The organism is Streptomyces durbertensis (genome assembly GCF_014156695.1).
GTDB lineage: Bacteria > Actinomycetota > Actinomycetes > Streptomycetales > Streptomycetaceae > Streptomyces > Streptomyces durbertensis.
The window spans coordinates 1-10,908 of the sequence record NZ_WMLF01000163.1 but is presented as its reverse complement, the minus strand read 5'-3'; the positions used below and the strand labels follow the sequence as shown (position 1 = coordinate 10,908).

The window sequence follows — 10,908 nt, the reverse complement described above, 5'->3', positions numbered from 1 at the left end:
GTGGCCAGGGGCGACCGGCTGGCCGGGATGGCCGCGTCGCAGGCGGAGGCGGTCCACCGGGAGGTGGTCTACGACCTGGAGGTGGACACCACGGACACCGAGGCACTGGACTGCGCGCGGAAGATCGCCGCCCACGTCGTCTGACGACAGCGTCCGACGGCCGCGTCCGACGACCGCGTCGGGCGCGGCACGCGGGGGCGCGCGGAGGGGCGCATGTCGGCGCCCTCGTGGGTAGGCTCCCGGCATGGAGCACGAGGTGTACGTTCCGTTTCCGGTCGGTTCGGTACGGGCCGCGCTCGCGGAGCCCGAGCGCGGCATGCGGTGCGTGCCGGGCCTGAAGCTCGACGCCGTCAACGCCGACGAGGCGGACGACGCCGTGGTCCGTGGGCGGCTGCGGGTACGGGTCGCCGGCTCCACGATCACCTATCGCGGCATGATGCGCCTCAGCGCCGAGCAGAACGGTTTTTCCATCCTCGCCGAGGGCAGCGAGGCACGTGGCAGCGGTACGGCCCGGATGCGGCTGACCGTCACCCCCCGGCCCTCCTACGGACCCGGCAAGGCCGGTCCCGCGGGCGACGGGCCGCCCGGCGGCACGGTGCTGGCCTTCGCGGGCGGCGCCGAGGGCACGGGCCGCCTCGCCGAGTTCGACGCCGACCAGTTGGCGGCGGCGGCCCGCCGGCTGCTGGACCGGTTCGGCGCGGCTCTCGCCGAGAGCCTGTCGGCCGACCCGTCCGACGACGACAACGCCCGTGTCATCCCCGGCATCCCGGCCCCCGAGACGTCCCCGGACGCGGGCGGCGAGCAGGCCGCGACCGCCGCCGACCAGCAGAAGGCCTCGGCCGGCCAAGGGGAGGCCGCCGCCGATCCGGAGTCCGACGACACCCGCGAGGAGCGTCACAAGCCGTCGGTCTTCGAGACCGAGATCCCGCCGCCGTCCCTCGATCCGCTGGCCGACGACGTGGACGACGCCGACGTGTTCGACTCCGACACCGCGGACTCCGACACCGCCGAACCCGCCACAGCCGAATCCGGCATGCGGGACGAGGCGGAGGGCGGCCGCTTCGACGATCTTGACGAGTTCGTCGAGGTCGACGCCGACGAGGACGACGCCGACCTCGACGGCGGCGGTGACGCGGTGGTGTTCCCCGAGCCCGCCGGGCCGCCGCCGGCGGAGGCGGCGCACGCCCGCCGCACGATGATCGGCCGCAGCGCGGAGGAGGTCGACCACGCGCCGCCGCGCGGCCGGTACGCGCCCGTCCCGCCGCCCGAGCCGACCACCACCGGCGCCACCCTGCGCTGGGCGGCCCCGGCGGCCGCCCTGGCGGTGGCCTCGGTTGTCATCCTCACCCGGGCACTCCGCCGTCGCCGCTGAGCCCCGCGCTCCCGGAGGCCGCCGAGACACCGACGCCGACGCCACGCCGACGCCGACGCCACGCCGACGCGGTCGAGACGCCGACGCCGCCGGGCCTGTGGGCCCGCCGCGCCGGCCGCTGCGCAGGCCGTACGCTTGCGGCGTGAGTGCGCTGAGTAACGAGGAAGTCCGGTTGCGGGCACAGGACACCGAGGTTGTGGTGCGGCCGGGGGCGGGCTGCCGTCTCGCCTCGCTCCGGGTGGGCGGCGTCGAACTGCTGCGCCAGGGAGCGGAGTTCGGCTCGTTTGTGATGGCCCCCTGGTGCGGTCGCACCGCCGGCGGACGCTTCCGCAGCGGCGGTGGGACGTACCAGCTCCCGGTCGACGAGACCGGGCACGCCATGCACGGCCTGGTGCGGGACGAGCCGTGGCGGACGGCCCGGGCGGACGAGCGCTCGGCGGCGTTTGTCCGCGAGCTGGGCGACCCCTGGCCGTGGCCGGGGACGGTCAACCAGCTTGTGGAGCTGTCCGGTGACGGTGGTTCGCTGACGCTCACCCTCGGCGTGGAGACGTTCGGCGACTCGTTCCCCGCGCAGGTCGGCTGGCACCCCTGGTTCCGCCGCAACCTCGGCCAGGGCGGTGAGGACGTACGTCTGGAGTTCGACCCCGCGTGGCGGGAGGAGCGCGACGAGCACCACATCCCGACCGGGCGGCGGGTGGAGCCGGGCAGCGGGCCGTGGGACGACGCGTTCGGCATGCCGGACGGTGTCTCGGCGACGCTGACCTGGCCCGGCGAGCTGGAGCTGACGGTCGCGAGCCGGACCGAGTGGGCGGTGGTCTACGACGAGCAGGAGGCGGCGGTGTGTGTGGAGCCGCAGTCCGGTCCTCCCAACGGCCTGAACACCCACCCCCGGCTGGTCACCCCCATCTCACCGCTCGAACTGTCCACGACCTGGAGCTGGCGCCGCCACGAGCGGTGAGCGGAGGACGCGGGAGCCGCGCAGTCGGAGTACGCGGGCGACGCGCGGCCGGAGGATGCCGAGGCGGCGCGGTCCGTGGCCGGGGCGGTGGCGGTGTGCGGCTGGCTTAGGGTGAGGGTTCATGAGCGACGTGCGTGCTGAGCTGCTGCGACAGATCAAGGAAAAGGCCGTGGTGCACGGCCGGGTGGTCCTCTCCTCAGGCAAGGAGGCGGACTTCTACGTGGATCTGCGCCGGATCACCCTGGACGGGGAGGCGGCCCCGCTGACCGGTCAGGTCATGCTGGACCTGACCGCCCACCTGGACTACGAGGCCGTCGGCGGGCTGACCCTGGGCGCGGACCCGGTCGCCACCTCGATGATGCACGCGGCCGCCGCGCGGGGCCGCACGTTGGACGCGTTTGTGGTCCGCAAGGCCGGCAAGGCGCACGGCCTCCAGCGGCGCATCGAGGGCCCGGACATCAAGGGCCGGCGGGTACTGATCGTGGAGGACACCTCCACCACCGGCGGTTCGCCGCTCACCGCCGTCGAGGCCGCCCGGGAGGCCGGCGCCGAGGTCGTCGCGGTCGCCACGATCGTCGAGCGCAGCGCGGCCCCGGCGATGGCCGAGGCCGGCCTCGACTACCTCTACGCCTACGACCTGAACGACCTCGGGCTGTCCTGACGGCTGGCGTCCGGGGCGCGGCGGGGCGGCTCGTCGGTGCCCCGGCGGGGCGGGCCGGTGGCCGACTTCACCCCGCTGGCAGGTTTCACGTGAAACATGCCAGCGGGGGCACATCCCCGTGAGGCGCGGCGTCCACCCCCCGGACAGCCCCTCTGGCGGCTCCGGCCTCGTCTGGGAAGATGGGCGACGACGATGACGTCGCCCAACGGTCAGGGTCGTACATCAATCCACCCCATGCACACCCGCAGATCTCCCAAGGAGCGGACACATGCCCATCGCAACCCCCGAGGTCTATAACGAGATGCTCGACCGGGCGAAGGCTGGCAAGTTCGCCTACCCGGCCATCAACGTGACCTCGACGCAGACGCTGCACGCGGCGCTTCGCGGGTTCGCCGAGGCCGAGAGCGACGGAATCGTCCAGATCTCGACCGGTGGCGCCGAGTTCCTCGGTGGCCAGTACATCAAGGACATGGTGACCGGCGCGGTGGCGCTGGCGGAGTTCGCGCACATCGTCGCCGAGAAGTACCCGGTGAACATCGCGCTGCACACCGACCACTGCCCGAAGGACAAGCTGGAAGGCTACGTACGTCCGCTGCTGGAGGTCTCCCGCAAGCGCGTCGAGCGCGGCGAGAACCCGCTCTTCCAGTCCCACATGTGGGACGGTTCGGCGGAGACCCTGAGCGACAACCTGGAGATCGGCAGGGAACTGCTGGCGCTGGCCGTCGCCGCGAAGATCATCCTCGAGGTCGAGATCACCCCGACCGGTGGCGAGGAGGACGGCGTCACCCACGAGATCAACGACGAGCTGTACACCACCGTCGACGACGCGCTGCGCACCGCCGAGGCGCTGGGCCTGGGCGAGAAGGGCCGCTACCTGCTGGCCGCCTCGTTCGGCAACGTCCACGGCGTCTACAAGCCGGGCAACGTCGTCCTGCGTCCGGAGCTGCTGAAGGACCTCCAGGAGGGCGTCGCCGCCAAGTACGGCAAGCAGAACCCGTTCGACTTCGTCTTCCACGGCGGCTCCGGCTCCACCGAGCAGGAGATCGCCACGGCGCTGGACAACGGCGTGGTGAAGATGAACCTCGACACCGACACCCAGTACGCCTTCACCCGCCCCGTCGCGGCTCACATGTTCACCAACTACGACGGTGTGCTGAAGGTCGACGGCGAGGTCGGCAACAAGAAGACGTACGACCCGCGCACCTGGGGCAAGCTGGCCGAGGCGTCGATGGCCGAGCGTGTCACCAAGGCCTGCGCCGACCTGCGCTCCACCGGCACGAAGCTGAAGTAACACCCACCCCCACCCGTCAGGGTGAGCGTGCAACGAGGGAGGGCCGGACTCGTCCGGCCCTCCCTCCGGCGTACGGCGGAATCTGATACGACCGGCCAGGTGTGAGAGGGGCGGTTCCGGTAACCCGGCGGAGATGACGCAGCCGGAACCGAACGGAGAAGCCGACCGCCGCCGCCGAGGCCGCGACGACACGGCGCACGAGCCCTCACCGGAGACCGGGGCGGGCCCGTCGCCCGAGGCCGGGGCGGGTCCGCCGCCCGAGGTGGAGGCTGGCCCGTCGCCCGAGGTGGAGGCGGCCGCCCCGGACAGCCCCAGCGAGCTGCCCAAACAGTCGTGGCGCGGGCTGTTCAAGGGGTGCCTGCGGGAGTTCAGGAACGACGAGCTGGTCGACCGGGCGGCCGCGCTCACCTACTACGGCATCCTGTCCCTCTTCCCCGCGCTGCTGGTCCTCGTCTCCCTGCTGGGCCTCGCCGGCAGGGACGTCACCGACCGGGTGCTGGAGAACCTGCAAGAGCTGGCGCCCGGCGCGGTCCGGGACGTGATCACCGACGCGGTCGGGCAGCTCCAGGGCAACGCGGGTGTCGGCTCGGTGATGGCGATCGTCGGTCTGGTGCTGGCGGTGTGGGCGGCGTCCGGCTACGTCGGCGCGTTCATCCGCACCTCGAACGCCGTCTACGACATGCCCGAGGGGCGCCCGGTGTGGAAGATCCTGCCGTTGCGGGTCGGCGTGACCGTCGTGCTGATGCTCCTGGCCGTGGCGAGCGCGCTGATCGTGGTGTTCACCGGTCCGCTCGCCCGGCAGGCCGGCGCCGCCTTCGGGATCGGCGACACCGCGCTGACGGTGTGGTCGATCGCCAAGTGGCCGGTCCTGGTCCTGCTGGTCATCCTCATGATCGCGATCCTGTACTGGGCCGGCCCGAACGTCGCGGGCAGGGGGTTCCGGTGGATCACGCCGGGCGGCTTCCTGGCGCTGCTGATCTGGCTGGCCGCGTCCGCCGGCTTCGCCTTCTACGTCGCGAACTTCGCCTCGTACAACCGGACGTACGGCACGATGGCCGGCGTCATCGTCTTCCTGGTGTGGCTGTGGATCAGCAACCTGGCGATCCTGCTGGGCCTGGAGTTCGACGCGGAACTCGTGCGGCAACGGGCGATCGCCGGCGGCCACCCGCCCAAGGCGGAGCCGTATACCCGGCCCCGCGACACCCGGAAGTGGGACGACTGGGACCGTCGCCGCGTCGACGACAACCAGCCGCACCGCCACTCGCCGGACGAAACGGGATGATCCGCTTGTGTGAACGGCCCGTGACGCGTCCGCGCCGAGGGTTGTGGAGCGCGTCGTTCCGGGTACCCGACCTCGCATCGGAAGGCCCTCGTCGCGGCGCGGCGCGGGCCGGTCAGTCGGACGGGAGGTGATCACCGTGGCGAACACCCGGCAGCACCCCACCGAGCCCGGGGCGCGAAGCGCCGAGCAGGAGCCGGTGAGCGAGCTGGTGCAGCGGGCCTCACGGCAACTCACGGAACTGGTGCGCGGTGAGCTGAGACTCGCCCAGGCCGAGATGAAGGAGAAGGGCAGGCACTTCGGCAAGGGCGGCGGCCTCTTCGGAGGCGCCGGCGTCGTCGGCTTCCTGGCGCTCCAGGCCCTCGTCGTCACGGCGATCGCGGCCCTGGCGGTGCCCCTGCCGGTCTGGGCCGCCGCACTGATCGTGACGGTGGCGCTCGGCATCATCGCCGGGGTGATGGCCCTGGCCGGGAGGAGCCAGGTCGGCCGGGCCACCCCGGCCGCGCCGCAGCAGACGATCGAGAACGTGAAGGCCGACGTGGCCGAGATCAAGGGAAAGGTGCAGCGATGACCCAGCCTCCTCACGACGAGCCGACCGCCGACAGCGTGGCGGAGCTGCGCGAGCAGGTGGAGCAGACCCGCAGGGAACTCGGCGAGACCGTCGGTTCCCTCGCAGCCAAGGCGGACGTCAAGGCCCGCGTCCAGGAGAAGGCGGGTCACGTCCAGGAGAAGGCCGGACGGATCTGGGAGGAGAAGGCTCCCGAGCCGGTACGCCGCCGGGCGGAGCAGTCGGTACGCACCGCCCGTCAGAAGCCGTGGCCACTGCTGGCCGTCGCGGGCGCCGCGATCCTGTGGCTCGCCTGGCGCCGCCGGCGCGGCTGACGCGGCTGACGGGTGCAAAAAACTGCCTGTCGACGCGGCGGGTGGGCCCTAAGGTCCCCCCCATGGCCTCCGAGTTGGGCGTCGAGCGCCGCGCGCTGCTGATCACCGGAACCGTCGGCGTCGGCAAGACGTCCGTCGCCGACGCCGCCTCCGGCGCGCTGACGCGGGCCCGGATTCCGCACGCGGTTGTGGACCTGGACCGGCTGTGCCAGTTCTGGCCCGCGCCCGCCGACGACCCGTTCAACCTCGGCCTCCAGCTCCGCAACCTGCGCGCGCTCGCGCGGAACCACTTCGAGGCGGGCGCGCGCCGGCTGGTCCTGGCCGGCGTGGTGGAGTGCCGCCGGGACCGCGCGCGCTACCGGGCGGCGGTGGGCGCGGAGCTGTCCGTGTGCCGGCTGACGGCCGACCCGGCCGCGCTGCGGGAACGTCTCGTCCGGCGGCACCACGACGACGAGGACGGGCTGCGCTGGCATCTGCGGCGGGCCGGGGAGCTGACCGGGATACTCGACCGCGCCCGGCCCGAGGACTTCTCCGTGGACACCTCCGGCCGCTCGGTCATCGAGGTCGCGGGCGCCGTCCTGGAGGCGGCCGGCCGGCGGTGAGTCGCGGGCCGGACGCGGCGCCGGGACGATCGTGGGCGCCCCGCGTCGGCGCGTCGGGGGGCGCGGGCAGGCACACTGGGGGCCATGGCCATTCACGAGAACCTTCTCGGGGGTCCGCCCCCGACCCACCTGCCCGACGACCCGGAGCCGCGCGAGCTGCTGGCCGGCGGCGCGGATCCCGCCGAGGTGGCGGCCAAGCACCCCACCTCGTCCCTCGCCTGGGCGCAGCTCGCGGACGACGCCTTTGCCGCCGGCCGCGTCGTCGAGTCGTACGCGTACGCCCGCACCGGCTACCACCGGGGGCTGGACGCCCTGCGCCGCAACGGCTGGAAGGGCCACGGCCCGGTGCCGTTCGAGCACGAGCCGAACCGCGGCTTCCTGCGCGCCCTGCACGCCCTCGCCCGCGCCGCGAAGGAGATCGGCGAGACCGAGGAGTACGAGCGCTGCTCGACGTTCCTGAAGGAGAGCTCGCCCACCGCGGCGGCCACCCTGTCCTGAGCCCGTGGTCGTGTCGAGCCCGGTGCCGCCCCGCGCGCGCCGGGCTCGTCCCGTCCGCGCCCCGTCCGTGCGGTCCGCCGCCCCGGCGGGCGTCGCGCCTGGTCGGGGGCGGGGCGCCGCAGGCGCGCGTTCCAGTGGTCCGGCCGATCCTCGCCATTGCCGTGTCGGACCGGTCCGGCCTGGTAACTCTGTGGGGATCGACGCTTGCTCCCGGCGTCGCCGGGCGGTGATGATCGCGGTACGGCCCGGCGGCCCGGGACGACCCGGCGACCCCGGGTGAGTTTTGAGGAGACCCCCAATGTCGGAGACCCCGAACCTGGACTTCGCAGGGACGACGCCCTACGAGGACTACGTCCAGGCCGATGTACTCACGCACCTCCAGCATCCGCTGTCGGACGATCCGGGCGAGATGGTGTTCCTGGTGACCACGCAGGTCATGGAGCTGTGGTTCACGGTCATCGTCCACGAGTGGCAGACCGCCGCCGGCGCGCTGCGGCAGGACGACCTGGACACGGCGCTCGCCGCGCTGCGCCGCTCGACGTACGAGCTGAAGTCGCTCAACGCCTCGTGGGAGCCGCTGGCACACCTCACCCCCGCGCAGTTCAACTCCTACCGCGCGGCGCTGGGCGAGGGTTCGGGCTTCCAGTCGGCGATGTACCGGCGGATGGAGTTCCTGCTCGGCGAGAAGTCGGCGTCGATGCTGGTGCCGCACCGGGGCGCGCCGCGCGTGCACGACGAGCTGGAGAAGGCGCTGCACGAGCCGAGCCTCTACGACGAGGTGCTGTTCCACCTGCACCGGCAGGGCCTGGAGATCCCGGCGCACGTGCTGACCCGGGACGTCACCCGGCGCTACGAGCCGGACCCGGGCGTGGAGGCCGTGTGGACGGCCGTCTACTCCGGCGACCCGCACGCCGGCCCGGCGCGGCTGGGCGAGGCGCTGACGGAGGTCGCGGAACTGGTCTGGCGCTGGCGCAACGACCACCTCGTCGCCACCCGCCGCGCGATGGGCTCCAAGCAGGGCACGGGCGGGTCCGCCGGGGTCGCCTGGCTGGAGAAGCGCGCCCGCAAGAACGTTTTCCCCGAGCTGTGGACGGCCCGCAGCCATGTCTGAGACTCCCATGAGCCCCGACGCCGCGCCCGCCGACCTCCAGCGGGAGGCGCTGCGCCTCGACGCCGACGACAAGCTCGCCGACCGGCGGGACGCCTTTGTCCTCGACGACTCGCCGGAGACGGTGTACCTCGACGGCAACTCCCTCGGTGCGCTGCCGCGTGCCGTCCCCGACCGCCTGGCGCACGTCGTCGCCCACGAGTGGGGCAGCATGCGCATCCGCTCCTGGACCGAGAGCGGCTGGTGGGAGGCGCCGGAGCGGATCGGCGACCGGATCGCCCCGCTCGTCGGCGCCGCGCCCGGCCAGGTTGTCGTCGGCGACTCCACCTCGGTCAACGTCTTCAAGGCCGTCGTCGGAGCCGTCCGGATGGCCGGCGAGGAACGCGACGAGGTGCTGGTCGACGCCACCACGTTCCCCACCGACGGCTACCTCGCGGCCTCCGCCGCCCGGCTCACGGGCCGCGCCCTGCGCCCGGTGACGCCCGCCGAGATGCCCGCCGCCGTCGGCCCGCGCACGGCGGCCGTCCTCGTCAACCACGTCGACTACCGCACCGGCGAACTGCACGACCTGGCCGGCATCACCGCCGCCGCGCACGCCGCCGGCGCCTACCTGATCGCCGACCTCTGCCACTCCGCCGGCGCCCTGCCCGTCGAACTCGACGCCCGCGGTGTCGACTTCGCCGTCGGCTGCACCTACAAGTACCTCAACGGCGGCCCCGGCTCACCCGCGTTCCTCTACCTCCGCCGGGAGCACCAGGCCGCGTTCGACTCGCCGCTGCCCGGCTGGCACTCGCACCGCGACCCGTTCGGCATGACGGCCGACTACGCGCCCGCCCGGGACGTCCGCGCCGGCCGCGTCGGCACACCCGACCTGCTGTCCATGCTCGCGCTGGAGGCCGCCCTGGAGGTGTGGGACGGCGTCGACGTCGGCGCCGTACGGGCCAAGTCGCTGGCGCTCACGGACTTCTTCCTGCACTGCGTCGAGCGGTACACGCCCCCCGGGCGCCTGCAGTGCGTCACTCCACTCGATCACCACCGCCGGGGCAGCCAGGTCTCGCTGTACTGCGAGGACGCCGAGCCGGTCATGGCCGAACTCATCTCCCGCGGCATCGTCGGCGACCACCGCCGGCCCGGTGTCTTGCGCTTCGGCTTCACCCCGCTGTACACCTCGTTCACCGATGTGGAACGCGCCGCACGGGTGCTGGGGGAGGTCGTCGGGTGAGCGGTACGGAGTGGTCGGCGCTGGTGTCGCTGGACCGGCCCGATCCGGTGGGCAGCGAGGCGTACGGGCCGCACCCGTCGCAGGTCGTCGACCGCTACGGCCCCCGGGGAGGTCCCCGGGTGACCGTCCTGCACGGCGGCTACTGGCGTGAGGCGTACGACCGGCGGCACCTGTCACCGTTCGCGGCGGCGCTCGGCGCCGCGGGCTTCTCCGTCGAACTCGTCGAGTACCGCCGGGTCGGCGGAGGCGGCGGCTGGGCCGAGACCTCCGCGGACGTCGACGCCGCACTCGACCACCTCGGCGGCCCGCCCAAGGTGCTGCTCGGCCACTCCGCCGGCGGCCAGCTCGCGCTGTGGGCGGCCGCCCGGCGGGACCGCGCCGCCGACCGGGTCGTGGCCGTCGCGCCCGTCGCCGACCTGTCCCGCGCCTACGACCTCGGGCTCAGCGACGGCGCCGTCACGGAGTTCCTCGGCGGCCACGCCGAGGTGCGCCGACTGCTGCCGGAAGCCGACCCGATGCGGCTGCTGCCGCGCGTGCCGGTGGAGGTGCTGCACGGCACGGCCGACCAGGACGTACCGATCGAACTCTCCCGCCGCTACGCCAACAACTGGGGCGCCAGGCTCCATCTCCTGCCCGGCGTCGGCCACTTCGCGGCCTTCCACCCCCAGAAGCCCGCGTACGGCGTCCTGTTGGACATCATCCGCCGGGCGTAGCCCCGCCGTGGGGACCCGGACGTGCCGGTGCAGGCCACCCCGCCCGCACCGGCACGCGCACCGCCTCCGGGGCAGCCACCCGGGCGTGCCGCAGCAGCCGCACAAGCGCCCAGCCGGTGACGGCCGCCACCGTCGCCGCCATCACCAGCCCCGCGCCCGCGCCGATCAGCGCCACCAGCACCGGGCCCTGCCCCTCCCGCCACAGCGGTGTCGACACCAGCGCGAACGCCGCCAGACCGGCCCCCCACGCCGCCACGTTCGCCGGCACCCACCACCAGGCGCCCGGCACGTGCCGCCGCAGCACCCACCACCTGTCTCTTAA

At 73.6% G+C, this 10,908-nt stretch carries 13 protein-coding genes and 1 pseudogene; 13 read left to right on the top strand and 1 reads right to left on the bottom strand.

Going from position 1 to position 10,908, the window contains the following annotated elements; translation table 11 throughout:
• The 13 genes from GL263_RS13170 to GL263_RS13110 form a co-directional block, all read left to right on the top strand.
• Positions 1-144 (top strand): phosphotransferase-like protein (locus GL263_RS13170; protein ID WP_228456476.1); only part of this gene is annotated, 144 nt, incomplete at its 5' end.
• 100 nt (positions 145-244) lie between these two features.
• On the top strand, positions 245-1,372 hold the full coding sequence (locus tag GL263_RS13165) for an SRPBCC family protein (protein ID WP_182855864.1): 1,128 nt from the start codon (positions 245-247) through the stop codon (positions 1,370-1,372).
• Positions 1,373-1,514: 142 nt separating this feature from the next.
• Complete coding sequence (locus GL263_RS13160) at positions 1,515-2,330, top strand: aldose epimerase family protein (RefSeq protein WP_182855863.1); 816 nt, start codon at positions 1,515-1,517, stop codon at positions 2,328-2,330.
• Between the two features lie 121 nt (positions 2,331-2,451).
• Entirely contained in the window at positions 2,452-2,991 is a 540-nt protein-coding gene (locus tag GL263_RS13155; protein ID WP_182855862.1) for an orotate phosphoribosyltransferase, read from the top strand.
• Between the two features lie 268 nt (positions 2,992-3,259).
• On the top strand, positions 3,260-4,282 hold the full coding sequence (gene fbaA, locus GL263_RS13150) for a class II fructose-bisphosphate aldolase (protein ID WP_182855861.1): 1,023 nt from the start codon (positions 3,260-3,262) through the stop codon (positions 4,280-4,282).
• Positions 4,283-4,415: 133 nt separating this feature from the next.
• Positions 4,416-5,564 (top strand): YihY/virulence factor BrkB family protein, encoded by a 1,149-nt coding sequence (locus GL263_RS13145; RefSeq protein ID WP_182855860.1) that lies wholly within the window; start codon positions 4,416-4,418, stop codon positions 5,562-5,564.
• Positions 5,565-5,700: 136 nt separating this feature from the next.
• Positions 5,701-6,132: a phage holin family protein gene (locus GL263_RS13140; RefSeq protein WP_323379378.1), complete on the top strand. Its 432-nt coding sequence runs from the start codon at positions 5,701-5,703 to the stop codon at positions 6,130-6,132.
• Entirely contained in the window at positions 6,129-6,443 is a 315-nt protein-coding gene (locus GL263_RS13135; protein WP_182855859.1) for a DUF3618 domain-containing protein, read from the top strand. Before GL263_RS13140 ends, GL263_RS13135 begins: the two co-directional genes overlap by 4 nt.
• 62 nt (positions 6,444-6,505) lie before the next feature.
• On the top strand, positions 6,506-7,045 hold the full coding sequence (locus GL263_RS13130; protein ID WP_182855858.1) for a DEAD/DEAH box helicase family protein: 540 nt from the start codon (positions 6,506-6,508) through the stop codon (positions 7,043-7,045).
• 84 nt (positions 7,046-7,129) lie between these two features.
• Positions 7,130-7,543 (top strand): DUF3151 domain-containing protein, encoded by a 414-nt coding sequence (locus GL263_RS13125; protein WP_182855857.1) that lies wholly within the window; start codon positions 7,130-7,132, stop codon positions 7,541-7,543.
• 298 nt (positions 7,544-7,841) lie between these two features.
• Complete coding sequence (locus tag GL263_RS13120) at positions 7,842-8,654, top strand: tryptophan 2,3-dioxygenase family protein (protein ID WP_182855856.1); 813 nt, start codon at positions 7,842-7,844, stop codon at positions 8,652-8,654.
• Entirely contained in the window at positions 8,647-9,873 is a 1,227-nt protein-coding gene (kynU, locus tag GL263_RS13115; protein WP_182855855.1) for a kynureninase, read from the top strand. Before GL263_RS13120 ends, kynU begins: the two co-directional genes overlap by 8 nt.
• The gene (locus GL263_RS13110; protein ID WP_182855854.1) at positions 9,870-10,586 is read left to right on the top strand and encodes an alpha/beta fold hydrolase; all 717 of its coding nucleotides are present in this window, start codon (positions 9,870-9,872) and stop codon (positions 10,584-10,586) included. The genes kynU and GL263_RS13110 overlap by 4 nt, the downstream gene beginning before the upstream one ends.
• On the opposite strand, the pseudogene GL263_RS28850 reads toward GL263_RS13110, so the two are convergent.
• Positions 10,570-10,908 (bottom strand): annotated as a pseudogene (locus GL263_RS28850) (hypothetical protein); the annotation flags it as partial. The gene GL263_RS13110 and the pseudogene GL263_RS28850 sit on opposite strands and share 17 nt — an antisense overlap.

What these genes read in the sequence shown, in the direction of transcription:
- GL263_RS13165 (WP_182855864.1), top strand. Translation starts at nt 245, where the DNA reads ATGGAGCACGAGGTGTACGTTCCGTTTCCGGTCGGTTCGGTACGGGCC.
- GL263_RS13155 (WP_182855862.1), top strand. Translation starts at nt 2,452, where the DNA reads ATGAGCGACGTGCGTGCTGAGCTGCTGCGACAGATCAAGGAAAAGGCC.
- fbaA (WP_182855861.1), top strand. Translation starts at nt 3,260, where the DNA reads ATGCCCATCGCAACCCCCGAGGTCTATAACGAGATGCTCGACCGGGCG.
- GL263_RS13145 (WP_182855860.1), top strand. Translation starts at nt 4,416, where the DNA reads ATGACGCAGCCGGAACCGAACGGAGAAGCCGACCGCCGCCGCCGAGGC.
- GL263_RS13135 (WP_182855859.1), top strand. Translation starts at nt 6,129, where the DNA reads ATGACCCAGCCTCCTCACGACGAGCCGACCGCCGACAGCGTGGCGGAG.
- GL263_RS13130 (WP_182855858.1), top strand. Translation starts at nt 6,506, where the DNA reads ATGGCCTCCGAGTTGGGCGTCGAGCGCCGCGCGCTGCTGATCACCGGA.
- GL263_RS13125 (WP_182855857.1), top strand. Translation starts at nt 7,130, where the DNA reads ATGGCCATTCACGAGAACCTTCTCGGGGGTCCGCCCCCGACCCACCTG.
- GL263_RS13120 (WP_182855856.1), top strand. Translation starts at nt 7,842, where the DNA reads ATGTCGGAGACCCCGAACCTGGACTTCGCAGGGACGACGCCCTACGAG.
- kynU (WP_182855855.1), top strand. Translation starts at nt 8,647, where the DNA reads ATGTCTGAGACTCCCATGAGCCCCGACGCCGCGCCCGCCGACCTCCAG.